General features: G+C 66.3%; 27 protein-coding genes and 1 tRNA gene. 6 read left to right on the forward strand and 22 right to left on the reverse strand.

Annotation, left to right across the window (positions count from 1 at the left end; all coding sequences use genetic code 11):
- Positions 1 to 6: 6 nt before the first annotated feature.
- On the forward strand, positions 7 to 1,008 hold the full coding sequence (locus SLQ30_RS12550; protein WP_319446622.1) for a hypothetical protein: 1,002 nt from the start codon (positions 7 to 9) through the stop codon (positions 1,006 to 1,008).
- Positions 1,009 to 1,058: 50 nt separating this feature from the next.
- Here the strand turns inward: SLQ30_RS12550 and SLQ30_RS12555 are convergent, their stop codons facing one another.
- From SLQ30_RS12555 to SLQ30_RS12565, 3 genes are all read right to left on the reverse strand, one after another.
- Positions 1,059 to 1,709, reverse strand: coding sequence for a stage II sporulation protein M (locus tag SLQ30_RS12555; protein WP_319446623.1), 651 nt, complete (start codon positions 1,707 to 1,709; stop codon positions 1,059 to 1,061).
- A gap of 149 nt (positions 1,710 to 1,858) precedes the next feature.
- Positions 1,859 to 1,931 (reverse strand) — tRNA-Arg (locus tag SLQ30_RS12560).
- Between the two features lie 186 nt (positions 1,932 to 2,117).
- On the reverse strand, positions 2,118 to 3,185 hold the full coding sequence (locus tag SLQ30_RS12565; RefSeq protein WP_319446624.1) for an AraC family transcriptional regulator: 1,068 nt from the start codon (positions 3,183 to 3,185) through the stop codon (positions 2,118 to 2,120).
- A 208-nt stretch (positions 3,186 to 3,393) separates the two neighbouring features.
- Between SLQ30_RS12565 and SLQ30_RS12570 the strand changes: the two genes are divergently transcribed.
- On the forward strand, positions 3,394 to 4,197 hold the full coding sequence (locus SLQ30_RS12570; protein ID WP_319446625.1) for an SDR family oxidoreductase: 804 nt from the start codon (positions 3,394 to 3,396) through the stop codon (positions 4,195 to 4,197).
- On the forward strand, positions 4,184 to 5,533 hold the full coding sequence (locus tag SLQ30_RS12575; protein WP_319446626.1) for a lipase family protein: 1,350 nt from the start codon (positions 4,184 to 4,186) through the stop codon (positions 5,531 to 5,533). The genes SLQ30_RS12570 and SLQ30_RS12575 overlap by 14 nt, the downstream gene beginning before the upstream one ends.
- A gap of 13 nt (positions 5,534 to 5,546) precedes the next feature.
- On the opposite strand, the gene SLQ30_RS12580 is transcribed toward SLQ30_RS12575, so the two are convergent.
- Genes SLQ30_RS12580 through SLQ30_RS12610 form a run of 7 tightly spaced genes read right to left on the reverse strand, consistent with a single transcriptional unit; the run spans position 5,547 to position 11,763 of the window.
- On the reverse strand, positions 5,547 to 6,368 hold the full coding sequence (locus tag SLQ30_RS12580; RefSeq protein ID WP_319446627.1) for an LLM class F420-dependent oxidoreductase: 822 nt from the start codon (positions 6,366 to 6,368) through the stop codon (positions 5,547 to 5,549).
- Positions 6,369 to 6,377: 9 nt separating this feature from the next.
- Positions 6,378 to 7,097: an anti-sigma factor gene (locus tag SLQ30_RS12585; RefSeq protein WP_319446628.1), complete on the reverse strand. Its 720-nt coding sequence runs from the start codon at positions 7,095 to 7,097 to the stop codon at positions 6,378 to 6,380.
- The gene (locus SLQ30_RS12590) at positions 7,094 to 7,675 is read right to left on the reverse strand and encodes a sigma-70 family RNA polymerase sigma factor (RefSeq protein ID WP_319446629.1); all 582 of its coding nucleotides are present in this window, start codon (positions 7,673 to 7,675) and stop codon (positions 7,094 to 7,096) included. The genes SLQ30_RS12585 and SLQ30_RS12590 overlap by 4 nt, the downstream gene beginning before the upstream one ends.
- On the reverse strand, positions 7,672 to 8,457 hold the full coding sequence (locus SLQ30_RS12595; protein ID WP_319446630.1) for a DUF1295 domain-containing protein: 786 nt from the start codon (positions 8,455 to 8,457) through the stop codon (positions 7,672 to 7,674). Before SLQ30_RS12595 ends, SLQ30_RS12590 begins: the two co-directional genes overlap by 4 nt.
- Complete coding sequence (locus SLQ30_RS12600; RefSeq protein WP_319446631.1) at positions 8,454 to 9,728, reverse strand: class I SAM-dependent methyltransferase; 1,275 nt, start codon at positions 9,726 to 9,728, stop codon at positions 8,454 to 8,456. The genes SLQ30_RS12595 and SLQ30_RS12600 overlap by 4 nt, the downstream gene beginning before the upstream one ends.
- Positions 9,725 to 10,468 (reverse strand): DUF1365 domain-containing protein, encoded by a 744-nt coding sequence (locus SLQ30_RS12605; RefSeq protein ID WP_319446632.1) that lies wholly within the window; start codon positions 10,466 to 10,468, stop codon positions 9,725 to 9,727. Before SLQ30_RS12605 ends, SLQ30_RS12600 begins: the two co-directional genes overlap by 4 nt.
- Positions 10,462 to 11,763, reverse strand: a complete 1,302-nt coding sequence (locus tag SLQ30_RS12610) for an NAD(P)/FAD-dependent oxidoreductase (protein ID WP_319446633.1) — start codon at positions 11,761 to 11,763, stop codon at positions 10,462 to 10,464. The genes SLQ30_RS12605 and SLQ30_RS12610 overlap by 7 nt, the downstream gene beginning before the upstream one ends.
- An 88-nt stretch (positions 11,764 to 11,851) precedes the next feature.
- On the opposite strand from SLQ30_RS12610, the gene SLQ30_RS12615 reads away from it, so the two are divergent.
- Both SLQ30_RS12615 and SLQ30_RS12620 read left to right on the forward strand, forming a co-directional pair.
- Positions 11,852 to 13,465, forward strand: coding sequence for an amidohydrolase (locus SLQ30_RS12615; RefSeq protein WP_319446918.1), 1,614 nt, complete (start codon positions 11,852 to 11,854; stop codon positions 13,463 to 13,465).
- Positions 13,466 to 13,478: 13 nt separating this feature from the next.
- Entirely contained in the window at positions 13,479 to 14,828 is a 1,350-nt protein-coding gene (locus SLQ30_RS12620) for an APC family permease (RefSeq protein WP_319446634.1), read from the forward strand.
- A 1-nt stretch (position 14,829) separates the two neighbouring features.
- Here SLQ30_RS12620 and SLQ30_RS12625 read toward each other — a convergent pair whose 3' ends face one another.
- The 6 genes from SLQ30_RS12625 to SLQ30_RS12650 form a co-directional block, all read right to left on the reverse strand.
- Positions 14,830 to 15,879, reverse strand: coding sequence for a poly-gamma-glutamate hydrolase family protein (locus SLQ30_RS12625; RefSeq protein ID WP_319446635.1), 1,050 nt, complete (start codon positions 15,877 to 15,879; stop codon positions 14,830 to 14,832).
- Between the two features lies 1 nt (position 15,880).
- A complete protein-coding gene (locus tag SLQ30_RS12630) occupies positions 15,881 to 17,107 on the reverse strand; it encodes an Nramp family divalent metal transporter (protein ID WP_319446636.1) in 1,227 nt (408 codons plus the stop codon).
- Between the two features lie 88 nt (positions 17,108 to 17,195).
- A complete protein-coding gene (locus SLQ30_RS12635; RefSeq protein WP_319446637.1) occupies positions 17,196 to 17,432 on the reverse strand; it encodes a hypothetical protein in 237 nt (78 codons plus the stop codon).
- 56 nt (positions 17,433 to 17,488) lie between these two features.
- Positions 17,489 to 17,764 carry a hypothetical protein gene (locus SLQ30_RS12640; RefSeq protein WP_319446638.1) on the reverse strand — a complete coding sequence of 92 codons (276 nt, stop codon included), beginning with the start codon at positions 17,762 to 17,764 and terminating at the stop codon, positions 17,489 to 17,491.
- A 48-nt stretch (positions 17,765 to 17,812) separates the two neighbouring features.
- Positions 17,813 to 18,889 (reverse strand): diacylglycerol kinase, encoded by a 1,077-nt coding sequence (locus tag SLQ30_RS12645; RefSeq protein ID WP_319446639.1) that lies wholly within the window; start codon positions 18,887 to 18,889, stop codon positions 17,813 to 17,815.
- A gap of 11 nt (positions 18,890 to 18,900) precedes the next feature.
- The gene (locus SLQ30_RS12650) at positions 18,901 to 19,692 is read right to left on the reverse strand and encodes an SDR family oxidoreductase (protein ID WP_319446640.1); all 792 of its coding nucleotides are present in this window, start codon (positions 19,690 to 19,692) and stop codon (positions 18,901 to 18,903) included.
- Between the two features lie 138 nt (positions 19,693 to 19,830).
- Between SLQ30_RS12650 and SLQ30_RS12655 the strand changes: the two genes are divergently transcribed.
- Positions 19,831 to 20,205, forward strand: a complete 375-nt coding sequence (locus tag SLQ30_RS12655; RefSeq protein WP_319446641.1) for a phage holin family protein — start codon at positions 19,831 to 19,833, stop codon at positions 20,203 to 20,205.
- Here SLQ30_RS12655 and SLQ30_RS12660 read toward each other — a convergent pair.
- Genes SLQ30_RS12660 through SLQ30_RS12685 form a run of 6 tightly spaced genes read right to left on the reverse strand, consistent with a single transcriptional unit; the run spans position 20,186 to position 25,320 of the window.
- Positions 20,186 to 20,629 carry an RDD family protein gene (locus tag SLQ30_RS12660; RefSeq protein WP_319446642.1) on the reverse strand — a complete coding sequence of 148 codons (444 nt, stop codon included), beginning with the start codon at positions 20,627 to 20,629 and terminating at the stop codon, positions 20,186 to 20,188. The genes SLQ30_RS12655 and SLQ30_RS12660 overlap by 20 nt on opposite strands.
- Entirely contained in the window at positions 20,626 to 21,093 is a 468-nt protein-coding gene (locus tag SLQ30_RS12665) for a hypothetical protein (protein ID WP_319446643.1), read from the reverse strand. The genes SLQ30_RS12660 and SLQ30_RS12665 overlap by 4 nt, the downstream gene beginning before the upstream one ends.
- Complete coding sequence (locus tag SLQ30_RS12670) at positions 21,090 to 21,971, reverse strand: Ku protein (RefSeq protein ID WP_319446644.1); 882 nt, start codon at positions 21,969 to 21,971, stop codon at positions 21,090 to 21,092. Before SLQ30_RS12670 ends, SLQ30_RS12665 begins: the two co-directional genes overlap by 4 nt.
- A gap of 21 nt (positions 21,972 to 21,992) precedes the next feature.
- On the reverse strand, positions 21,993 to 22,910 hold the full coding sequence (locus SLQ30_RS12675) for a carbohydrate kinase (RefSeq protein WP_319446645.1): 918 nt from the start codon (positions 22,908 to 22,910) through the stop codon (positions 21,993 to 21,995).
- Positions 22,907 to 24,322: a mannitol dehydrogenase family protein gene (locus SLQ30_RS12680; RefSeq protein ID WP_319446646.1), complete on the reverse strand. Its 1,416-nt coding sequence runs from the start codon at positions 24,320 to 24,322 to the stop codon at positions 22,907 to 22,909. Before SLQ30_RS12680 ends, SLQ30_RS12675 begins: the two co-directional genes overlap by 4 nt.
- A complete protein-coding gene (locus tag SLQ30_RS12685; protein WP_319446919.1) occupies positions 24,319 to 25,320 on the reverse strand; it encodes an NAD(P)-dependent alcohol dehydrogenase in 1,002 nt (333 codons plus the stop codon). Before SLQ30_RS12685 ends, SLQ30_RS12680 begins: the two co-directional genes overlap by 4 nt.
- Positions 25,321 to 25,433: the final 113 nt, after the last annotated feature.

Below are 25,433 nucleotides of genomic sequence, written 5' to 3' on the forward strand. Positions count from 1 at the left end.
ATCACCATGGCTGCTCGCACGTACAACCAGAACCATGTCGCCCGAGCTCACACCGGTGGCCGGCGTGTCAGCATCTACTGGACGTGGAGCTATCCCTGGGAATCACAACGGGATCCAGCCGAAATCTACAACCGCTTCTCCACCATTACTGAGGTGCGCAACGTCTTGTGGCCCGCCTACGAGACACCGGAGTACGACGCAGCGAACTTCTTGCAGGGCATCGCGGGCACCTTGGAACTGTTCCACCGCTCGGCCCTAGCGTTCCAGGACCTCGCCCAGGAGGCCACCGGGCACCCAGTGGCCGTCTTCCAGCGCATCGACCAGGCCGGCTACAAACTCCCGATCGACGAGCGCATCCTCGCCGACACCGACACGCTCATGGTGTTCGGACTCGACCATCTGCTCGGCGAAGAAGAAGCCGCCCCCGAAGAGATCGCGGCGATCACCGAATGGCTCAAGCGAGAGGGCACCTGCCTGCTCCTGGCGCCGCACCACGATGTCGGATTCACCGACGATCTCAGTCAGCGCCAGGTGGAGTACGAGCACCACGGCGACCGGCTGGTCCCACGCCAACAACGTTTCAGCCAGTACACCCGCTCGCTGATGCGCGCACTCGACGTGCCCGTGCACAACATTTGGGGGCTGCGGCCCGCCGTCGTCGAGGGCACCAGGGAGATCGCGCCACTGACCGCCATCCGCGACCTCGACAGCCCGCGGTTGTTAGACAACGTCACCACCTTCAACTTCCACCCCCACCTGCCGCACTACGAACTCACCGCGCCGGAAAGCGACGCTCTGCGGGTCCTCGGACGGCAGCGGGTCGACCCCAACCGGCCCCATCCATTCACCGAGGCGGGCAACACGGAGTTCAACGCACTGATCTGGATGCCGCCTGCCGCTCAGCGCGCCGGTGACATCGTGCTCATCGACTCCACGCACTTCACCACGCTGTTCGGCGGCACCGACAGCCTGCGCAATCTCTGGCACAACTTGGTCACCATGAAGTGAAGCCGGTCGAGACGGGACGGCACCAGATAGTGGGGCTGCGGTCACAACAGTCACAACAGCCATTGGGCCAGCGGATGCACGAGGTACCTCAGGGAGAAGGCTTCGTAGACCGCGCCGATGACGAGCAGGGTGGCGGCCGGTAGGGCCAGCCAGCCGAGTTGTTGGAGTCCGCGAATGTATCCGCTGCGCCAATTGTCAGAACTGGCAGTGTGTGGGCGAATCCAGCTCTTGCCGAGCAGATATACACCCAGTACGAGCAGGATGTAAGCCTCGAACTCGATGATGATCGTGAGGGTGTGCGGGATCAGGGCTACCCAGCCAATGTCGGTCGCGGGGACGAGGGTCACGCCGGTCGTATAGGCCCAGTAGGCCAAAAGCGGGATGCCCGCGAAGGGCACGATCATCGATGGCAGGACGATGGTCAGCGCGCTCATCTTCAGAACGTTCACCCCGAGGATCGTGAGTGCGAAGAGCCACGGATTGTTGATCAGTGACCGGACCAGGGCTGATGTGCCGTCCTCGTCTAATCGAGCGTGCTGGTCTTGCGCGAGATGCGGGAAGATCAGTCCGACGGCGAAGCCGACCAAGAAGAGGCCGAATATGGCCGCATTCGCCATGAGGTAGGCGCGGGTGTTCTCGCGGATGATGCGCAGTGGGCGCCATCGGGAACGTCGAAAGTTGGGTTCTGGGTGGGAATTCATGACTCCTGTTCGGTTGACGTTCGCCTTGTTGGGCTTCGGTTGATGTGACGGATCAACCGAAGTAGGTGTAAGGCATCAGCCGAAACACTGTCGCCCATCAACCGAAGCAGAAATGTCAACCATCAGCCGACCCAATACATTCTGAAGTGTGCCCCCGGCATGATTCGAACATGCGACACCGGCTTTAGGAGAGCCGTGCTCTATCCCCTGAGCTACGGGGGCCGGGGGCTGGGACCTATCGAAATAGGTGTCCAAAACCCTAAGGGACGACTCATGCTAGTCGGCGAACGGGCGGTGGCGGTATTTGGGCTCGCCATAGTGATGGGGCTCGAGCAGATTGCCACCGATTTCGGGGCGCATCCGATGGCGCTGTCCCAATGGATGCGCCAGGGCCGATACCGACGAGGGCTACACACCGCCGAACCCGCTGACCGAGGACCGATCCGGGCGCCGCTCGGAGCGGTCCTGTGCATGTTGAGCGTAGGTGCGTGGCGGCGTTCCGCCTTTCCATCTTTTGAATGCGGCGGTGAAGCTGGGGGTGTCGGCGTAGCCCAGCCGTCGTCCGATCTCGGCGACGCTGAGTGCGCCGGTGGCTAGTAGTTCTTCGGCGAGATGCTCGCGCACTTCATCGACGAGATTGCGGTAGGAGGTTCCTTCTCGGTCGAGGTGGCGCCGCAGGGTGCGTGAACTCATGTGGAGCTCGGAGGCAACGACTTCGAGATCGGGTAGATGGCCTGGCTGTTGAACCAATCGGTCACGTATTCGTCCCGCGTAACCGGAGCGTGCACGTCGCTGGGCCAGCAGCTGCTGACACTGTTGTTGAGTTGCCGCCGCGGCGTACGGATCCGCTTGCGGGACAGGCAGATCGAGTACGTCACGGTGCACCTCGATGAAGTTCGTGTCCGCGCCGAAAACGGGTGGCGGCTCGAATACCTGGTAGGCATCGGCCGCACTCGGTGCGGGGAACGTGAAGTGCACGTGGCCGAGCGGCGCCAAACTGGACAGAACCTGGCGCCCCAGGTTGATGATCGAAGCTGTCTCCCGTTCGACAAAGAATCGTTGGACCTCGCGGGGCAGGTGTGACGGATCGAGCACCAGCCGGACGTGTTCGCCAGCGGGGACCAGCGACATCTGGGTGAAGGCGAACGTCAGGTCCACATACCGCAGCCCGACCTCGATCGCCGAGCGGACAGTCGGGCAACTCGACAGCGCAAATCCCCAAATGCCGTGGGTGGTTAGGTGATAGCGCATCCCTGCCGTGACGCCCAGGCCTGCCGTATCACCCATCGCGGCGATCAGATTCTGGACGATGCGCAGCTCTTGCCGGCCCGATACCGATGTCTGCGGATCTGTCAGCGCGTCGAATTCCAGCCGGGTGCCCTGCAGCACTTCGTGAGCGGGAACGCCGTGCTCGCGCGCGAGATTGGTCAGCAGCAGAGCACTCGCAGGTGGTCGAGGCAGGTCCAAGTCGAGCATCGGTGCACCGTCACCTCCTGTCCGAAAATCCTATATCCCTGACCGCTGGGCGGCTGTTGGTTGGGTATTTGCGCAGGTAAATTGGCCCGACTGCCTGCGCACATCAAGGAGCGACGATGCTCACCACTCTCAAGAACGCCATGACTCGGCTGATCCGGGCGGCGATCTCGGATACGTTCACCAATCGCCGCATGCAGTCCGGCGCGCTGTGAGCCGATCGGTCGCGGGACGCGTCGTCGCGGTGACCGGAGGCGCGGCCGGAATCGGCCGCGCGATCGCCGAACAGTTGGCGGCGGCGGGGGCGCAGGTCGCGATCGGTGATCGGGACGAGGCCGGTGCCCACCGGGCCGCGTCGGCGATTACCGGCGAGGTGGCGGGGTTCGCTCTCGACGTGACGGACACCGGGTCGTTCACAAGGTTTCTCCTTGCGGTGCAAGCGAAATGGGGCCAGGTCGACGTGCTGGTCAACAACGCGGGCGTGATGTGGGTCGGCAAGTTCGACGAGGAGCCCGAGGATGCCGCGCGCCGCCAGATTGAAGTGAATCTGCACGGCGTCATCCGTGGTGTGAAGGCCGCCGCTCCCGCGATGCGGGCACGCGGCAGCGGGCACATCGTCACCATCGCGTCGGCGGCGTCGAAGCTGTCCCCGCCAGGAGAGGCCACTTACGCCGCCACCAAGCACGGCGTGCTCGGCTACCTGCGCGCCGTCCGTGCCGAACTGCGCGGCAGCGGCGTAGAGCTCTCGGTGATCATGCCCGGTGTGGTCGATACCGAGTTGGCCCGCGGCACCGCCACCGGCGCGGCCAAGCTGCTGCAACCCGGCGACGTGGCCGCCGCCGTCGTCGCGGTGATCGAGCGGCCCCGGTTCGAGGTCACCCTTCCCAGCTATGTGCGACCGGCCGTCGCCCTCGTCGAGATGCTGCCGAGCGTTGTTCGCGACTTTCTCCTGGCCCGAATGGTGCCTGACCAGATCCACAGCACCGACGAAGGAGGCCGCGATGCGCGCCGCTGACCGCCTCGAAGCTCCTCTGCTGCCCAGGGAGGATCCGTTCTTCGAGCCGCCCGCCGGATTCGAAGCACAACCACCCGGCACCGTTCTGCGTGCGCGGGAGGTCCGCGTCGCCCTGCTGGGCCGGGTGCCGCTGAAGGTGTCGGCGTGGCAGCTGTTGTACCGCAGCAGCAATCTGAACCGCCGCCCGGAGGCCACGGTCACCACCGTGTTGCTGCCCGCCTGCGCCGACCCTTGTCAGCTGCGTCCGGTGCTGGCCTACCAGTGCGCCATCGACGCGGTGGCCGACCGGCACTTTCCGTCCTACGCGCTGCGGCTGGGCGCCGACGCGCCGTGGTGCGTCCCGCAGTTCGAGTTGCTGGTCCTGTCCAACGCGTTGAGCCGCGGCTGGGCGGTTTCGATCTCTGATCACGAGGGTTTGGACGGGCACTTCGGCGCTCCGCGTGAGCCCGGATATCGAGTGCTCGACGGCGTCCGCGCGGCAGTCTCCTTCGAGCCGCTGCGCCTGGCCGCGGACGCGCCGGTCGCCCTGTGGGGCTATTCCGGGGGCGGGATGGCCAGCGCCTGGGCCGCCGAAATGGCTCCGACGTATGCGCCCGAACTCAACATCGTCGGCGCCGCGCTGGGTTCCCCGGTGGGCGATCCCGGACAGGCGTTGCTCAGGCTCAACGGCAGGGCGCTGGCCGGACTGCCCGCCATGGTCATCGCCGCGATCCGGCACGTCTATCCCGAACTGGGTCGCTTGATCGACCAGCACGCCACCGACACCGGACGGCGCCGGCTCGAGGAGATCGAAACGCTCGGCACCATTGCGGCCATCAGGCGGTACCGACACGACGACGTCGACAACTACATCGACGTGCCGCTGGCCGACCTGCTCGCAACGCCGGAAGTCGCCACCATCATCGACGACTTGCGGCTGGGCGCGGGTGCTCCGCAGTGCCCGCTGCTGGTGGTGCAAGGCGTGCACGATCAGTTCATCAGCGTCGGCGACGTCGACGGACTGGTGCAGCGCTACGCCGACGCCGGGGCCCACGTGCGGTACGTGCGCGACCGGCTCAGCGAGCACATCACCTTGCTGCCGTTGTCGGTGCCGGTAACGATGGCATGGCTGACCGACCGTTTCGCAGGACGGCAGCTCGGCGCGCCGGGAGTCAAGACGGTGTGGTCGATAGTGGCGTCGCCCAAGGCATTTGGCGGGCTGCTCATGACTGCCCTGGTGGCCACCAAGGTTGCTATCGGTCTATCCCTGACACCTCGGTCATGGAGCGCGCAGACCGCGGTCGCGCAGGGTCATCCGGCCAGTCAAAGCCCGATGGTGGATCGGTTGTCATCGTGACGGCGGTGACGCGTCAGCGCAGTTCGGCGATGACCTTCGCGAACGCCTCGGCGTAGGCCTGCTGGACGATGACGTAGGTAACCCCGTACTCGTCGCGGTAACGCCGGATCGTGTCGGCGATGTCGGCGGTCGACCCCGACAGCACGGTCGGTGTCCGCAGCATGTCCTCGTCGGATAGGTCCGGGAGAAACCTGCGCGCGATCGTCAGGTCCGGGATTCCAGAGTCGTCCGTCGGCATCCCGATGATCGAGATGTTCAATTCCAGGTCGTCGAAGCGGTCGGGGGCGGCGTCGCGCACGAATGCGATGCGGTCGACCAGCGGATCGGACTCGTCGGTGATCGGGCCACCGCCCGTCAGCCCGATGATGTCGGCCTTCTGCGCGGCCATCGTCAGCAGCTTGTTGCCGTTGCCCGCGATGAGCAGCGGTACGTCGGGTACGTGTTCATTCAGATGCTCGGTGACGTGACGCAGGTAGTCGACGCGCTCACCGGCGCTGGGGAAGGGCAGCTCGGCTTCGTCGAACTCCACCTTGTTGTAGCCGGCGCCGAGTCCCAGTTCGAGCCGTCCGCCGCTCAGGTCGCGCAGGGTGGTGACTTCGCGCGCCAGCAGCGCGGGCTTGTAGAAGCAGGCGTTCAGCACGAACGTGCCGACCCGGAGTTTCTCGGTGGCCATCGCCACGGCCGTCAGCATCGGGAAGGGCGCCGTCGAGTACAGGTGGTCGGGCAGATGGACGACGTCGAAACCCATGTCCTCCGCGCGACGTCCCCAGTCCTGCACGGACTGTTGGCGACGAGCCGCCTGCAGACCCATTCCGAAGCGTAATTCCTTGGCCACGCTCCGACTCTAGGTCAACGACAATTGAGCGAAGATGGGGCTCGTCGGTTGGCTCGATCCGCCACCCGGCTCGACGGTGAAGGCCAGCACCTTGGAGTCGCCGAGGTCGGGCAGCACCGCCGTGGTCGACGGTGCGACGGCCGCGGCGTCCATGATGCCTGCCGACCGCGCATGTTCGGCGTTGACGAGCCACATCTGGTACACGGTGCCCGCTTGTGGTGGCGCAACGTTGTTCATCACCAACACCGCCGCGTTGCGCTCCCTGGAGAACACGACCGTGGCCGTGCCGCCGGTCGGGATCGCACCCGACACCGTGCGGACGTCGCTCGCGGCGAAGATCTGTTCTGCCATGGTCGGTTTGGGTTCGGGCCGGATCGCCCACCCGATGCCGACCACGGTCAGTCCGACCACCAGCGCGGCGGCCGCCGACAAGACGATGCTGCGCCAGTTGCGCCGTTGGGGCGGCTTCAGCTGTCGCACGCCTGCACTGTCGTTGACCGCAGCGAGCAGGCGCTCTCGAAGCCCGTCGGGTGGTTCGATCGCCGTCGCACTGGAGACGACGGCCATGGTCTCGCGGACGGCGCGCACCTCGTCGGTGAAGGCCCGAAAGACGAGCTCGGGAGCGGTGGTCAGTTGCCGTTCGATGTCGTCGTACTCGGTCCCGGATACCGCGTGCAACGCGTAGGGCGTCGCCAGCGTCATGAGGTCGGGGGCAGTCGGCTCGGTCACGACACCCCCAGGCATTTGCGCAGTCCGCGGATGGCATCGCGCATCCGTGACTTTATGGTCGCAAGGTTTGCGGTCAATCGGTCGGAGACCTGCACGTAGGTCAGGCCTTCGTAATACGCAAGCTGGATGCACTCACGCTGCGCATCGGTCAGCGAATCGAGGCAAGCGCTGACCTGACGCTTCTCGTCGAGGTGGATGACGGCTTCGGCGACGCGGTCCGCCGGCGTTTCGACGTTCGCGGCGCCGTAGCGGGATTCGCGCTGGCTGGCGGCCTGTTCGGAGCGCACCCGGTCGACGGCCCTGCGGTGCGCGAGCGTCATCAGCCAGGCCAGCGGACTGCCCGCCGCTGGGTTGTAATTGGTCGCGTTCTGCCAGACCTGCAGGTAGACGTCCTGCGTGGTTTCCTCGCTGTAGCCGGGGTCGCGCAGCACCCGGGTGACGAGTCCGAACACCCTGGCGCGCGTGTGGTCGTAGAAGCTGGCGAAGGCCTCCACGTCGCGTTGAGCAACCCGGCGCAGCAATGCGTCGAGATCAGCTGTCACGCCCGGTAGCCTAGCGGCGATTTCGAGCAGCGTCACGGTATTGACGATCTAGGCGGCCATGGCACGAAAAACGATGTGCGCGCGCAGTATTCGGCAAATCCTGGTCGGTTGGCCATGATCTTCTCGGTCAATCGCGCTCCGGTGGCGTACACCAGGAAGTACGACATCGCCACTGGGGAAAGCACCGTCGACAGCGAGAGCAGACCGGCGATGCTGATCAGCCACAGCCCCCACCACACCGACGCGTCCCCAAAGTAGTTGGGGTGACGCGTCCAGGCCCACAGCCCGCGGTCCATGACGACGCCCTTGTTGGCGGGATCGGCTTTGAACACCCGCAATTGGTGGTCGCCGACGGCCTCGAACGTCACGCCGACGACCCACACCACGATGCCTGCGACGAGTACGGGGAGCAATGCGGTGGGGGTCGGGCCGAGCGTCGCGGACAGCTGTATCGGCAGCGAGATGAACCACGTCGCGACCGCCTGGATGAGGAAGATCCTGCGTAGCACGTTGAGCGCCGAGAAGTCGTCCTTCAGGAGCCTGCTGTACCGCGGGTCCTCACCCTTGCCCGCCGACTTGCCGATCATGTGCCACGCCAGCCGCAAGCCCCATACGGCCACCAGGACCAGGAGCAGCAGCCGTCGGAACAGGTCGCCCGAGCCAACCACCGCCGCGACGGCAGCGACCGCCACGAAGCTGACGCCCCACGTGACGTCGACGACGTTGTAGCGGCCGATGCGGCGGCCGATCAGGAACGTGATGCCGTACACCACCACCACGGTGGCCAGTGCGGCGGCCGAAACGAGGAGGAAGGTCATGTTCCGCTGCCCGTCGGTGCGAAGGTCCACTGGTAGACGTCGAGGTATCCGGACCGGAACCCGGCCTCGGAGTATGCCAGGTACAGCTCCCACATGCGCTGGAATACCTCATCGAAGCCCAACGCCGACACCGTGTTCCGGTGCGCTAAGAACCGCGCCCGCCAGAGCCGGAGCGTCTCGGCATAGTGCGGCCGCAGCGAAAGCATGCCGACGGTGCGCAGCCGAGTGTCCCGCTCGGTGATGCCGATGAGGGCCTCGACCGATGGGATCATGCCGCCGGGGAAGATGTACTTCTGGATCCAGGTGTAGGTGTTGCGGGACAACAGCATTCGATCATGCGGCATGGTGATGGCCTGAATGGCGACGCGTCCGCCGGGCGAAACCAGCCGGTCGAGCGTCTGGAAGTAGGTGGGCCAGAATCGATATCCGACGGCTTCGATCATCTCGACCGACACTACGGCGTCATACAGTCCGTCGATCTCGCGGTAGTCCTTGAGTTCGATCAGCACTCGATCGGAAAGCCCCGCGTTGGCCACCCGCTGCTGCGCCATGCGCTGCTGTTCTGCGGACAGCGTGATCGAGTGGACGTGTGCGCCGCGTGCGGCGGCCCGAATGCACAACTCTCCCCAGCCCGTACCGATCTCGAGCACGCGGCTTCCTGGCCCCACCTTGGCCGAGTCGAGCAGGCGGTCGATCTTGCGGTGCTGCCCCTCGGCGAGGTCGTCCCAGCTGGGCGCAGCCGTCTCGAACAGCGCGCTGGAATAGGTCATGGTCTCGTCGAGGAATTCCGCGAAGAGCTCGTTCGACAGGTCGTAGTGCTCGGCGATGTTGTGCCGCGCCTGCTTGAGGCTGTTGTACATCGACCGCGGGTGTCGCACCACTGCGAGCGGTCGAAGACGTTGCAGCGCAGGTGGAATGAGATCGGCGACCGAGTTGGCGAACGCGGTCATCACGCCAGCCAGGTCGTTCGACTGCCACTCGCCTGCCATGTAGGACTCGCCGAATCCGATCAGGCCGTAGCGGCCAACGCGGCGGGCCAGGTTCTTGGGCGCAAGGACCATCATGGTCGGCAGGGTCGGGTCGGCTGCACCGATGACCGAACCGTCCGGATACACGAGTCGGATCGGCAGGGTTGCCACGGCGCGCCGGAGCAGCCCGTCGGCGATGCGGCCCGTGGTCACGCTGAACGCACCCCGGGGCACCCGCGCGACGGCGGGCCAGCGCTGGGGATCGGTTGCCGTGGAAGCACTTCCGGTGATCTGAATGGTCACAGCTGATCGACCTTCTCCCGCTCGGCGACGGGTGTCCGCGGAATCACCGGAACCCGTCTCGCCCACAACGTGATGCCCTGGATGCGAATCCACATCGCCCCCATCAGGGGTGCGACGGGCGCCACCAGCTGGAGCCGCAGGACTTGGCCGATCGTCGCGCGCCGTCGCGTGCCGCGCAGTGTCGCGACGAAGGCCGGCTTGTGCTCCCGATGCAGCGAGATCGATATGTTCAGTTCGGCATCGGGGAGGGGCGCGCGTACCAAGTAGTACCCGTCGACCTCGTTGAACGGCGACACGTAGAGCTTCTTCTTCACGGCCGCAGGCTGGTCGCCGGTGGCAGGCAACAGGTATGCGCGCCTGCCGCCATAGGTGTTGTGCACCTCGGCCACCACGTGGCGCACCACGCCTTCGGCGTCGTGGCACCAGAAGACGCTCAACGGGTTGAAGACGTAGCCGAGCACCCGGGCCTGCATCATCGCGGTGACGGTGCCGCCAGGCAGGGTGATGTCGCGATCGGCGAGAAACGCATCGACGCGGTCCCGAAGAGTCTGGCCGTCCTCGACGGGCATCGAAAAGTGGTCGCTCGCTTCGAATTTCGCAAACACCTTTAGCCAGCGCGGTAGCCGCGGAAGATTGTCGAGGTCGACGTACCAGCAGTACCCGCGCTGTTCGAAGTAGTGGTGGACGGGAGCGCGTCGCAGATGCGTGATCCGGGTCCGGTAGATGGCCGGCGTCAGCATGGCACCGTTTCCCTTTCTGACGGTGCGCGCCAACGCGCGCCGAGGTGCTGGGCCGCCCGCAAGCCCGATGCGGCCCCGTCCTCGTGGAAGCCCCAGCCGTGGTACGCGCCCGCGAAGACCACCCGTTCGTCGTCGAGCGTCGGCAACAGTCGTTGCGCGGCAACCGATTCTGGGGTGTAGAGCGGGTGGCCGTAGGTCATCTCGGCGATGACGGAGGCGGGATCGATGTAGTCACGACCGCCGAGGGTGACCAGGAACCGGCGCTGGTCCGACAGCCCCATCAACCGGGTGATGTCGTAGGTCACCAGCACGTCGTCGGTGTCGGGGCAGGCCAGGTAGTTCCACGACGCCCGTGCGCGTTTGCGACGCGGGAGCACCGAGGCGTCGGTGTGCAGTTGGGCGTGGTTGGTCGAGTACGGGATGGCTCCGAGCACGTCGCGTTCGGCCGGTGTCGGCGTGGCCAACATCGTCAGCGCCTGGTCGGGGTGGGTGGCGATGACGGCGGCGTCGAACCGACGTGGCGCGTCGTCGCCCGCTGAGATGAGCACGCCGTCGGGTACGCGCTCCACCGCCCGAACGGGCACGCCTGCGGCGATCTCCTGGACGTGTGCGGCGATAGCCTCGACGTAGGTGGCCGAACCTCCGACGACGGTGCGCCAGGTCGGAGATCCGAAGACCGACAACATGCCGTGGTGCTGCAGGAACATGAACAGATATCGGGCGGGATAGCGCATTGCGTTACCGGGTGCGCACGACCAGACGGCGGCGACCAGTGGGGTCATGAAGTGCTCGACGAAGTAGTTGGAGAAGCCGTGTCGCGTGACGAAGGTGCCGAGCGCTTCAAGCTCGCACGTCTCGTCTTCGAGCAGCCGGGTGGCCACTAGGTGGAAGCGCTTGACTTCGAACAACATCCGTAGATAGCGCGGGCGAGCCAGCGTCGTCAGCGACGGGAACAGGCCTCGGAGCCCGCGCGCCCCGGCGTACTCCAGGCCGATGGCGTCGTCGCGGACCGACATCGACATGTCGGTGTCGTGCGTCGCGATGCCGAGTTCGGAGAACAGCCTGCATAGCGTTGGATAGGTGCGGTCGTTGTGCACCAGGAACGCGGAGTCGACGCCAATGGCCGTTCCGTCGCCCCCGTCGATCAGATGGGTGTGGGCGTGGCCGCCCAATCTGGTGTCGGCCTCGAACAAGGTCACCCTGTTCCGGGCGGACAACACATAGGCCGCGGTCAACCCCGCGACACCACTTCCGATGACGGCTATCGAGCCGTCGGCCAAGTCTTCACGTTCCACGCCAGATATTCGGAGCGGACCGCGAAACGGATGGGTGTCGTTCGCATTGCGGATCTCGGGACGCCGCGTAGTGTGCCAATCCGTGGCGATGACGCTGTTTCGCAACGGAACCGTGTGGACAGGTACCTCCGGACCGACGGTTGGCGCACTTCTCGTCGACGGCGACGTCATCGCGGCGGTGGGTGACGCGGCGCTGGTCAGGGCCGCCGAGCCGGGCGTCACCGAGACTGACCTCGAGGGCGGCTTCCTGATGCCGTCGTTCGGCGACGGTCATGCGCACCCACTGCTCGGCGGGCTCGAATCCGTCGGACCCCCGGTGCGACCGTGTTCCTCGGTCGACGAGATGGTCGAAGCGGTGCGGCGATTCGCCAAGGACCACCCCGACGACGAGTGGATCGTCGGCGCCTCCTACGACAGCAGTCTGGCGCCGGGCGGGCTGTTCGACGCCAGGTGGCTGGACGATGCGGTGCCCGATCGGCCGGTGGCCTTGCGGGCGTGGGATTACCACACCATGTGGGTCAATTCGGTTGCCCTGCAACGTGCGGGCATCACCCCGGAGACGCCCGACCCGCCGCTCGGCGAGATTCCACACCGCGAGGACGGTTCGGTCCTCGGCACCCTGCGGGAGTGGGGCGCGGTCGACCTCGTCAGTGCCGTCATGCCGGTTCGTGACGAGCACACCCGCATCGCCGCGCTCGACACCGCGGCCGACTACTACTTGGCCAGAGGCGTGACGTGGGTGCAGGACGCCTGGGTCGAGCCCGCCGACGTCGAGACGTACCTCGCGGCGGCCCGCAGCGGCGCGCTGCGGATCAGGTTCAACCTTGCCCTGTATGCCGATCCGCGTTATCTCGACGCTCAGCTGGCTCATTTCGCGGAGGCCAGTCGTCGGGTGCGGGAGTTGGCGTCGCCCATGCTGACCGCGCAGACGGTGAAGTTCTTCGCCGACGGCGTCGTGGAGAACGAGACGGGTGCGTTGCTCGCGCCGTACTGCTCCGGGCTTCATGACCACGGCATGCAGGTCTGGGAGGGCGACAGCCTCGCCCAAGCCGCGCAAGCCGTCGACGCTCTCGGGTTGCAGATCCACATCCACGCCATCGGTGACGCCGCGGTCCGTCAGGCGCTCGACGCCATCGAATACGCCGTCGAGACCAACGGGCCGCGCGACCGGCGCCCGGTGATCGCGCACGTGCAGTTGGTCGACGACGCCGACTTGGAGCGGTTCGCGACGCTCGGCGTCATCCCGTGCATGCAACCGCTGTGGGCACAGCAGGACGCGTTGATGACCGTGCTGACGGTCCCGCGGCTGGGTCGTGAACGCGCCGACAAGCAGTATCGGATGCGATCACTCGTCGACTCGGGCGCGCCGCTTGCGCTCGGGTCGGACTGGCCGGTGTCGTCGGGAGCGCCGCTGGACGGCATCGCGGTTGGGGTCTCGCGACAGACCGCAGAGGGCGATCCCGAAGGCGGCTGGACACCCGAGGAGCTGCTCACCATCGAACGCGCACTGAGTGCGTACACCGCAGGGGTCGCCGAACAGGCGTTCGCCGAAGGCATTTGGGGCCGGCTGGTTCCTGGCGCGAGTGCGGATCTGCTCTGGCTGGACCGCGATCCGCGGGAGACGCCCGCGCTGGAACTTCCCGCAATCGGCATCCGTGGGACTTATGTCCGAGGCAAGCTCGGATATCCATCCACGCCGTAGGAAGGGATCCGCTATGACGGCAGACGCACCTGCTCCCGTCGATGCTCAGGCCGAGGGCCATCTCAAACGCGCCCTCGGAGTGCCATCGCTGGTGCTGTTCGGGATGGTTTACATGGTGCCGCTCACCGTGTTCACCACGTACGGCATCGTCACTCAGCTGACCGGTGGCCGACTGTCGGTGGCCTATCTGGTGACGCTGGCCGCGATGGTGTTCACGGCCAGGTCCTACGCGCGGATGTCGGCGGCATACCCAGTGGCCGGTTCGACGTACGCGTACACCCAGCGGACGTTCGGGGCGCCCGTCGGCTTCCTGGCCGGCTGGTCCCTGCTGCTGGACTATCTGTTCCTGCCGATGTTGAACTACCTGGTCATCGGCATCTACATGACCGCCGCGATACCCGCTGTGCCGCCCTGGGTGTGGATCCTGGTGTCGATCGTGGTGGTGACGGTGCTCAACATCATCGGCATCGTGTCGGTGGCGCGAGCCAACTTCCTGCTCTTGGCGCTGCAGGTCGTCTTCATCGTCGTGTTCGTGGTGATGGCCTTCGTGACCATCAACAAGGTGGGCAACGTCAACCTGATGGCGCCGTTCAGCGGCGACGGAACGGTGGGCGGCGCAAGCCCGATCTTCGCCGGCGCCGCGATTCTGTGTCTGTCGTTCCTCGGCTTCGACGCCGTGTCGACGATGTCCGAGGAAGCCAAGGACCCGACGCGGACCGTGCCAAGGGCGATCATGATCGCGACGGTGGGCTGCGGGCTCATCTTCTTCGGCCTGTCCTACGTCTCCCAGTTGGTGTTCCCGTCGAATCAGTTCGCCGACGTCGACTCGGGTTCGCTCGACGTGATGACGACGGCGGGTGGCCAGTTCCTCAACACGTTCTTCACCGCCGCGTACATCGCAGGCTGCATCGGATCGGCGCTCACCTCGCAGGCCTCGGTCGCGCGAATCCTCTACGCGATGGGCCGCGACGGCATCATGCCGCGGAAGGTGTTCGGTCACGTCTCGGTGCGCTTCGCCACTCCGACGTTCGCCATCCTGGTGGTGTCGGTGATCTCGCTGGCAGCGCTCTTCATCGACCTTGGATTCCTGGCATCGATCGTGAGTTTCGGTGCGCTGGTAGCCTTCTCGGCGGTCAACCTGACCGTCATCAAGCATTACTTCGTCGACAAGGGCGACAAGAACGTATTCAACAACCTGATCCTGCCTGCGATCGGCTTCGTCCTGACCGCGTGGCTGTGGACAAGCCTGTCCTGGTTGACGCTCGAGGTCGGGTTGATCTGGCTGGCGCTCGGATTGGCCTGGTTGCTCGTCGTCACACGTGGCTTCCAACGGCCAACGCCGGTGTTGGACATGGAGGAATGACTTAGCCCCAGGACGCGGCGGCCGCCACCAGGCCCGCGACCAATGCGGAGGTGGCGCGGGTGAGTCCGTCGTCCCCGATCATTCCGCTGCGCGGGCTGATGCCACGCACCCGCGGCGACAGTTCGAGTTGTGCTCCGCCGCTGTGGGTTTGGTTGACGGGGTTGTCTGGGTGCAGCCCGCGTAGTTCGGATGGGATCTGCTCGAGCTCGGTGACGAGCTCGTAGCCGGGAATGGCGACGTGGCGGGCGAGGTGCTCGGCGAGTACGCGATTGCGCCCGCCGACCAGCAGTTGAGTGCTCCGGTTCATGCGGCCGTAGCCGTGTAGCGACACCACGACGTCGACGTGCTCGAGGAAGCCCGCAAGCAGTTGCGACTCCTCGGCGCGAAAGGCCTTGGACGCCAGGTGGTTCGGATAGTTGCGAGGATGGCTCACCACGTAGGCCGACGCGTCGGCCGCGTCGGCGGCCCGCTCGGCGATGACGTCGGTCATCTTCTCGAGTCCGCCGCCGTGAATGGCGAGGAAGCCGAACGTCGACCGCAGTGTGCATGTCTCGGTGACCTCGGGATCGGCGAGGAGTTCCGAAAGTGATTGCGGTGCAGTCGGCTCGGGCTCACCCAACTGGCGGGGCCAGTTCACCGGATCCCAACGGTCGAGGAATTCGACCCACCGGCTCGGCAGTCCGTGGTGGCCCGCAGCGGCGATGATCCTTTCCAGGTATCCGTCTCGCGGTGGCCCTGGCTCGACGCGGTGGTCGATGTAGACCCAGGCGTCGACGGGACCGTGGGCGGTCTGCACCTCCAGCCGGTCGCGCCGGTACCGCACCGGCACGCCCTCGGCCCGGTCCAGCTCCGCCAGATCGTCGTCGCTGACTTGCCAGAGGATGCCGTGGACCTCGCCGCCGTCGAACGGCTCGACCGTGGCCACCCCGCGCTCGTTGATGAGCCAGTCGTGGTCCGGGAGCGTGGCCGGACGTGGGTCGACGGCGTCGGGACAGCGTTTGGCCATCTGCGACACGTCCAGGTTGGAGCCGTAGGCGAAGTAGGGCTGCAATTCAGCCCGTCACGGTCAGATAGATCAACACGACGTTCAGTACACAGATGACGGCCGCGACCGTCCACCCCAACGCCGTGGTGATCCGGTGGTTGGTGTCCTCGCCCATGAGCGTCCGGTTGGCAGTCAGCCGGACCAGCGGGATGAGCGCGAAGGGGATGCCGAAGGACAGCACCACCTGGGAGAGCACCAGTGCACGACTGGGATCGATGCCAATCGCAAGGACGCCCAACGCGGGTATCAGCGTCACCACCCGACGCAACAGCAGCGGATACGAGCGGCGCAGCAGACCCTGCATGATCATCGCGCCGGCGTACGCGCCGACTGACGTGGACGCCAGCCCGGACGCCAACAGGCCGATCGCGAAGAACAACGCGACCGTGTGGCCGAGCGTGGTCTGCACCGCCGCGTAGGCGCCCTCGATGGAGTCGGTGTGCTCCATGCCCTGCAGGTTGGTGGCCGCCACCAACAGCATGGCGAGGTTCACCGCGCCCGCGACGAGCATCGCGAGTCCAACGTCGTAGCGGGTGATGCGCAACAACCGGCGCCGCGGCGCACCGGCCTCGGGCTGGCCGTGCCGATCTCTGGCAAGCCCGGAGTGGAGGTACACCGCGTGCGGCATCACGGTGGCGCCCAACATCGCGGTGGCCAGCAGGATGCTCTCGGGTCCGTCGAATCGCGGCAAGAGCCCGCCCGCGACCTCGCCGGGCGACGGGGGCGCGACGAAGAGGCTCGTCAGGAATCCGATCGCGATGACCAGCAGCAGTCCGGTGATGACCCGCTCGAAAACCCTTTGGCCACGGCGGTTCTGCAGGGCGAGCAGCAGCAGCGACACTACGCCGGTGATCACGCCGCCGACCAGTAGCGGCAGCTCGAAGAGCAGATGGAGTGCGATGGCCCCGCCGACGACTTCGGCGAGATCGGTTGCCATGGCTACTAGTTCGGCCTGGATCCAGTACGCGATCCGGGTGGGGGTGCGCGTCTGGTCGGCGACTGATTCGGGCAGTGAGCGTCCGGTGACGAGGCCGAGTTTGGCCGACAGGTACTGCACCAGCCCGGCCATGACGTTGGCGACCAGGATGACCCACACCAGCAGGAAGCCGTACTGCGCGCCTGCACTGACGTTGGCCGCGACGTTGCCGGGGTCGACGTACGCGATGGCAGCGACGAAGGCCGGTCCGAGCAACAGCAGACCCGGGCGCAGCGGGACCCTGGTGTCCGTGGCCAACCAACTCACCTTCCGACATGGCGAAGAGAAAAGTTAGGTTAGCCGAAACCTTGCTCGCCCTGCAACGAAGGCAGGGCTAATGCCAGCGCTACCAGCGGAAGCCGAAGCCCCCGAAGCCGAACGCCGGCCAGCCGCCGTAATTCGGGCCTTGCATCGCCGGCGGTGACGTGGTGATCTGCGAGCTGCCATTGGTGGTGCACTGCGTGGTGTTGGGACCGGTCTGGGTGCACTCCGGACGGGCCTGCGCCGCAGGAGCCAACGACAGCGCACAGGCGACACCAGCCATCGCGAAAGTCGTTGCGAGCCTGCGAATATGGATTGACATGATTGGCCTCCTCAGTGGGCCAGGGCGGCTATCGGTGGTCGCCACCACCGCCCACATTAGGGACCCAGGAACAGCCCGGGGCCGTAGAACTCGTCGCCCCACGGGTAGGGGTAGGCGGGCTCAGGCGCCTCGGCATTGATCTCAACGTTGCCGGGCGTGGCGCACTCGGTCGTCGTGGTGCCGGTGTACGCGCCGCCGTCACCGGTCGTCGTGCATGTGGGCAGATTCGATACCTCGTCGGAGGGATCGGAGGGATCGGCCGAGGCGAGCGGAGCGAGCAGGAGGGCTGCCGCACCTGCCGAGGCGATCAGTGGGATCAGGTGGCGTGTCATCCGCATCGGCTCGGGCTCTTCTCGTCGGCTGGCTGCAAATGTTGGCAGTCAACTCCCAGCGTACAACCCATTTCCCGTGACGAGAGGCAAGTCGAGCGTCGTCCGGATGCCTGGCGGTGCGGCGACCACTTCGGGAATCGCGTTGACGACCCGCGCGGCCGTCGCCACTAGCCCAGCGTGGTTGTGGTCACCATTCGGACTGGATAGGCACAGGTCCAATGCGTAGGACGGCTCGCCGGTGAGCTCGATGCGGTACGAGCCACCTTCACGTGCCGGTTGCGGCCAGTCGGGACGCAGATCGTCGCGCAGTCGGGTGACGTGCTCGAGCACCACGGCCACCTTGCCGTCCTTCATTCCACGCACCTCGAATCGGAGCGCAGCGGCGGTGCCCTTCGCGATGTGGCCCGACGCGATGTCGAAGTCGTCGGGGGCGGGCTCGCGGATGTAGGTCTCGGTGACCTCGTCGAGGTCGATGCCCAACCCGGCCGCCAACTGCCGCACGACCGAACCCCACGCCAGGCTCAGCACCCCCGGCTGCAACAGCATCGGGATCTCGTCGAGCGGTCTGCCGAAGCCCATCACGTCGAACATGACGGTGGCGCTGTCGTAGGTGTCGTAGTTGATGATCTCCATGCACCGGATCTGCTCGACGCGCTGGCACGTGCCTGCCAGCGCCAGTGGCAGCAGGTCATTGGCGAAGCCGGGGTCGATGCCGTTGACGAATATGCTGGCCTTGCCTGCTTCGGCCGCGTCGGTGATGGGCTTGATCATCTCGTCGGGCAACGTGCCCCACGGGTACTGAAGGAACACCGCAGCACTGGCGACGACGTTGACGCCCGCGGCCAGGATGCGCCGGTAGTCTTCCAACGCCTCGACGAGCCGGTTGTCCGCCATCGCCGTGTAGACGGCGCATTCGGGGTTGGTCGCGAGCACGGCGTCAAGATCGGTGGTCGCCGTGATTCCTGTCGAAACATCCAGTCCGGCAAGATCTCCCGCGTCCTTGCCTGCTTTGGCGTCCGAGGACACCCACACAGCGGTCAGCTCGAATCGAGCATCGTTGATCAGTTGGGTCAGCGCGTGCTTGCCGACGTTTCCGGTGCCGATCGCGGCGACCTTGATTGTCATGCGTGGGCTCCTCAGAGGTCGGGGATGGGCAGGTCGAGGTTCGGGAACGTGATGCCGCCGTCGACCTCGAGCGTCTTGCCGGTCAGGTAGCCGCCCGCAGGCGAAGCCAGGTAGACCGCCGCGGCGGCGATGTCGAGCGGATCGCCCAGCCTGCGCAGCGGGGTGGCCTGCTCCATGGGGTCGCGCAATGCGTCGTTGCTGGCCACGATCTCGAGCGCCGACGTCAGGATCGAACCCGGCGCGATGGCGTTCACCCGGATCCGCGGCGCGAGATCGAGTGCCGACAACCGGGTGTAGTGCGCGAGCGCGGCCTTGGCCGTGCCGTAGGCGGCGAAGCCGCGCCCCGCCACCCGGCCCATCGTCGAGGTGATGTTGATGATGCTGCCGCCGCCGGAATGCTCGAGCATGAGCGGTACCGCGGCCGTGGTCAGAGCGTGAGCGGTCGTGACGTTGAACGTGAAGGCGTCGCGGAGGTCCTTGGTCGAGGTGTTCAACAAGGCGTTCGGCATGGTGCCGCCGACGTTGTTCACGACGATGTCTAGTTTGCCGAACGCTTCGACGGCCTGCTCGGCGAGCTTGGCGGTGTCCTCCGGGTGAGCCAGGTCGGCGACGACGACGTGGGCCTTCCGGCCGGTGGCCCTGATCTGCTCGGCCACTTCGTCGAGTTGCGACTGCGTGCGGGCCGCGATCACCACGTCCGCACCGGCTTCCGCGAACGCCAGCGCCATCGCCGCACCCAGGCCGCGGCCCGCTCCGGTGACAACTGCCACCTGATCGTCGAGCCGGAATCTATCGAGAATCATCTGTGCCTCTCTTCCCCGCCGGGCGACACGCTAGCAAGGCTGGCGGCTCTCCGTGGCCGCTTTCTAGAACACGTTCTAATTGGTTGCGACTCGCCCAATGAGGCACACCGGCCATGACTCTGCGCGAAGATCGTGATCATGAAACTCTTGCTGCTGCGCGCGGCCGTGTTCCTGGGCTCGTCGGCCATCGGGCTCCTGATCGCCGCGTGGCTGATCAAGGGCGTGTCGCTGTCGGTGTACGGCTTCGTCGTCGCGGTCGTGATCTTCTCGGTGGCGCAGGCGATCCTGGCGCCGTTCATCGCGAAGATGGCCAACCGCTACGCGTCGGCGTTCCTCGGCGGCATCGGGTTGGTGTCCACGCTGGTGGCGTTGTTCCTCGCGTCGTTGTTCAGCAGCGGGTTGAGGATCAGTGGCGTCGGCGCATGGATCGGTGCGACGGTGGTGGTGTGGCTGGTCTCTGCCGCGGCGACGATGGTGCTTCCGATGCTGCTGATCAAGAAGAAGGTCGGCTGACGTAAACGACGCGGCTTCTGAACAAGAGGTCCTGCAGCGAGCGGCGTTGCGCGTCGACCGCCACCCACGCCAGCCCGACGGGAAACACCACGCAGGCCACGGCCCGCAGTAGTGCGATGACGCCCGGCAACCGTTCGGACTTGCGGCCCCTCACGCGCAGCCCCATGACGACCGCGCCCACCGTGCAGCCCGAAACCGCCCAGCAGCCAGCGAGATACAGCACCGAGATGCTGAACGTCACCGTCGTGGAGAACAGCACACCGATGGCGGGCAACTGGAACGCTGACGGATTGATCGCAAGTCTGGTCAGAATCAGCCCGACGTAGAGCACGCCGATGATGACCAGCACCACGCCGAGGTCGATGACGGCGGCCACGCAGCGGCTGACGATGCCCGCGTTGCGTGGCGGCTCGGCGTCATTCAACGGGAGTCCTTCTCCCGACCGAGAATTCGGTTGACGATGCCCGATACGGCGTCGTCGGCGCGCTCGCCTTGGCTGCGGACGTCGTCCATGACGTCGGCGGTGACGCTGCCCGTGGATTCGCGGATGATCGACGGCAGGTCGATGCCCGCGACGACCTCGTCGGCCAACCCGATGAGGTCGACCCGTTCGCGCACCAGCGCGTTGATGTCCAGCTCGTCGAGCACCCGATCCACTAGCTCCACGGCGACGGCGGTGATGGTCGCCTTGAGCGGCTCGAGGCCAACGGCAACCGCGTGCTCGCCACGGCGCTCGAGCGTCGACCGGACATCACGTAGCCGATCGCCCACGAACGGCAGCCGCTCACACGCCTTGTACCCCTCGGCGGCCAGGCCAAGCGCCGTCGCCGCTGCACCGACGGCCACCGTCGTCACCGGATGCTTGGCGAGCCCCGAGAGGTCGGTCACTTCTTGGCCGGCGCTTTTTTGGCCGCGGCCTTCTTCGCAGGCGCCTTCTTCGCGGCGGCCTTCTGGGCCGGCTTGTCGTCGGAACCGCCCTTGCGAGCCGCAACACTGGCCTCGAGCTTGGCGAGCAGATCCGAGACGTCCTCGGTCTCGTCCAACTCGGCGGGCTGTTCCTCGGCGGTGAAGGCCTCTCCGCCTTCGATCTTGGCTTGGACCAGCTCGAGCATCTCCTCGCGATACGTGTCGGTGAACTTCTCGGGGTGGAAGTCGTCGGTCATCGACTCGACCACCTGGCCGGCCATCTTCAATTCGGCGGGCTTGATCTCCACCTTCTGGTCGAGCACGGGGAAGTCGGGATCGCGGATCTCGTCGGGCCACAGCAGCGTGTGGACCACCATCACTTCTCGCTTGCCAAAGTCCTTGACCCGCAAGGCCGCCAGGCGCGTCTTGTTGCGCAGGGAGAAGTGCACGATGGCCACTCGATCGGTCTCCGCGAGCGTCTGCGCCAGCAGCACATAGGACTTGGACGACTTCGAGTCGGGCTCGAGGAAGTAGCTCTTGTCGTACATGAGCGGGTCAAGCTGATCGGCGGGGATGAACTCCAGTACCTCGATCTCGCGGCTGCGCTCCTCGGGCAGGGTGGCGATGTCCTCGTCGGTGATGACGACGGTCTGGCCGTCTTCGGATTCGTAGGATCGGGCGATGTCGCGGTACTCGACTACCTCGCCGCACACCTCGCAGACACGCTTGTAGCGAATGCGCCCGTTGTCCTTGGCATGTACCTGATGAAACTTGATGTCATGGTCTTCGGTCGCGCTGTAGACCTTGACCGGCACGTTCACCAGGCCAAAGGCGACGGATCCCTTCCAGATGGAACGCATGCCCCAGTATGGCTCACAGGATCAGCGCTGTTGGAGAGCGGCGCGATCGGGTAGGTCTGCGCCTGCCCGCGTCACGGTCACCGCGGCCACGCGTACGGCCTGCTCCGCCGCGCGCTGCAAGTCGGCCAGGGAGATGCGCGCCAGGTCCGCGCGTTTGGCGGCGCCCAACAGGTCGAGGCTCCACAACGCGTCGATCAACCCCGTCATGAATGAGTCGCCAGCCCCTACCGTGTCGACGACGTTGACCGGCGGGGCGGGCACGCGCACGGTGCCCGCCGCGCACATGGCGAACGCGCCCTCTCCGCCCATGGTCACCGCGACGATCGCCGGTCCCAGCCCCAGCCACGTCTCGGCGAGACGTTCCGGATCGTGTCTCGGATCGATCCACCGCAGATCCTCGTCACTGGCCTTGACGACGTCGGCGCGCCCGACGAGGCGCTCGATGCGCGTGCGCGTCTGCTCGTGGTCGGAGCTCAGCGCGGGTCGCACGTTGGGGTCGTAGGTGATGGTCGCCGACGGGCGGTACGTGTCGAGCAGCGCGGCGGTGGCCAGGCAGCCGGGGTCGAGGAAGCCGGCAATGGATCCGGTGTGTACGACGAGCGGGGGCGCCACCTCGGGCGTTCCCGACAGCGCCCACTCGATGTCGAAGACGTAGTTCGCCGCGCCGCTTGCGTCAAGCCGGGCCACGGCAGTCGGGGTGCGCTTGGCGTCGATGCTGCCCGAAACGAGTTGCACCCCAGACGCTTCGACGTAGTCGATGATGCGCCGACCGCGGTCGTCGCGGCCGATGTGGGTGAGGAAGTCCACGGGGTGGCCAAGCCTGCCCAGCCCGATCGCCACGTTCAGTGGACTGCCTCCGACGTGTTCACCGAGTGGCACCCCATCGCGCTCGACGATGTCGATCAAGGCCTCGCCGATGACGAGGGCGCGCTCGCTCATGTGTCTTCCCCGTGAACCAGCTTCTCGAGCGTGGCCCGTGCGCCATCCCGATGCAGTGAGTCGAGCGACCACGTGTACGCCTCCACGAAGCGCTCCTGCTTGACGAGGTCGCCGAACACCGGATGCTCCAGGAACGAGGTGGGGTTGTCGCGCTGCGATTTCGCAAGGGGCACAAGGCTGTCTGCGAGTTGATCTTGAACGTCGATCGGGTCACCCTGCTCATCGACGCCCTCGTCGTAACGGGCCCAGCTGGCCACCGTCGCCGCGGACAGCCGGACCGGGGCGCCTGTTGCGAGGTTGTCGCGGATCACGGGCAACAGCCATTTGGGGATGCGGTCGGACGACCCGAAGCAGAGCCGGACGATGGTGTCGCGCACGCCGGGGTTGGCGAACCGCTCGATCAGCGTGCGCTTGTAGTCGGGCAGGTCGATGCCCGGCACCGGCAACAACGTCGGCGTCGCCTCGTCATCCATGTACTGGAGCAGGAATTCGGCGAACAGTGGGTCGGCGGCAGCGTCGTGCACCAGCCGGTAGCCGGCCAGGTAGGCGAAGTAGCACAGGCCCTGATGGCTGGCGTTCAACAAGCGCAGCTTCATCAACTCGTATGGCGTCACGTCGTCGACGAGCAGCACGTCGACGTCCTCGAAGGGAGGTCTGCCGTCGGAGAAGGCGTCTTCGAGCACCCAGGACGTGAAGGGTTCGGCGGCGACGGGCCACTGGTCCTCGACGCCGAATTCCGTTGCCAGCGAATCGATGACGTCGGGGGTGGTGACGGGGGTGATCCTGTCGACCATCGAGTTGGGGAACCGGGTGTGCTCGGTCATCCAGTCGGCCAACTCGGGGTGCGTGCGTTCGGCGTGCGCGGTGAAGGCTGCCCGTGCGACGTTTCCGTTGCCCTCGATGTTGTCGCACGACACGATCGTGAACGACGGCAGTCCACGCTCGCGCCGACGGTCCAGCGCGTCGGCCACCAGCCCGAACACGCTGTCTGGGCCTGCCCCCTCGATGTCGTAGCCGCCCTCGGTGATGGTCAGCGAGACGATGTGGGTGCTTGGCGCGGCCATCAGTTCGACCACGCCTTCGCGGTCGTCGGGGGCGTAGCGGTAGTCCACGATCGATCCGATGACCCTGGCGTCGCGGTGACCGTCGGGATGTTCGGCGACCAACGTGTAGAGCCCGTCCTGCGCGGTCATCACATCGGCCATCTTGCGGTCCGCGGGCAGGACGCCCACGCCGCAGATGCCCCACTGTTTGGCGGTCCCCGTCTCGAGCAGCCGGTCGACGTACATCGCCTGATGCGCGCGGTGGAATCCGCCGACGCCGAAATGCACGATGCCGATACCGATCTCGCTGCGGTCGTAGCCCGGCTTGGCGATCGGGATTCGTGACAAATTCTCTGCGTTGAGTTTCATGACACGGTCACCACTGTTTTGACGGTACCCGGCAGCCGGTCCGAGTCCAGGGCTTCGCCGACGTTTTCCAACGGGTACCTTCCGGTCACCATCGCATCGAGATCGACGCGGCCGGACTCGACGAGGGCAAGCGCGCTCGGCCACGTGTTGGCGTAGCGGAACACCCCGGTGAGCACCAGTTCGCGGTTCTGGATCAGCTGCGTCGGCAGGGTCATTGATTCCGCGCCCGACCCGACCAGCACCACGGTGCCCGCGGGCCGCACGGACCGAATTCCTGCCGCGACCGCCGCAGGCGCGCCCGACGCGTCGATGAAGGCGTCCACCCCCAAGTCGTCCATCGCGTCGGAGCCGGGGTCGAGCACGGCGGTCGCACCGAAGTCCTCGGCGCGTGTGCGTCGCGTGGCATCGGGATCGCTGATGATGACCTCGGTCGCGCCATACGCGCGCGCGACCTGGCCGACGACGAGTCCGATCGGACCTGCGCCCGCGATCAACACGCGCGCGCCGGCGTCGAGTCGCGCCTTGCGCACCGCGGCGATGCCCACCGACAGCGGTTCGCACAGCGCGGCCGCATCGTCGGTGACGCCGTCGGGCACCGGGTGCGCGAACGCCGCGCCGATGGTGACGTAGTCGCAGAAGGCCCCGTCGACCGGCGGGGTGCCGAAGAACTGCATGTGCGGGCAGAGGTGGTAGTCGCCGCGGCGGGTCTCCGCGCTGTCGGGGTCTGGCCGTTGCGGTTCGATCGAGACGCGCTGGCCGATGCGGCCGGGGTCGACCCCGTCGCCGACGCCGACGATGGTCCCGGCGGCTTCGTGGCCGAGCACCAGCGGACCGTCGACGACGAAGCTCCCTATCCGGCCCTCGCGGTAGTAGTGGGTGTCCGAGCCGCATACGCCGACCTTCGAGACGCGGATCAGCACGTCGCCGGGCGCCGGTGCGGGTACCTCGCGTTCTTCGACCTCGATTCGGTTGGTCCCGACGAGGACGGCGGCACGCATGTGTTTAGGAATCGAGAGTGTTGTGTACGTCACACTTGGATGTTAGCGTGATGAACATCTACTCGCACCCCTGAGCATCTGCTCATGCGAGGGAGGGGAACGGGACACGTGGC

The organism is Mycobacterium sp. RTGN4 (genome assembly GCF_033804635.1).
In the GTDB taxonomy this organism is placed as follows: domain Bacteria; phylum Actinomycetota; class Actinomycetes; order Mycobacteriales; family Mycobacteriaceae; genus Mycobacterium.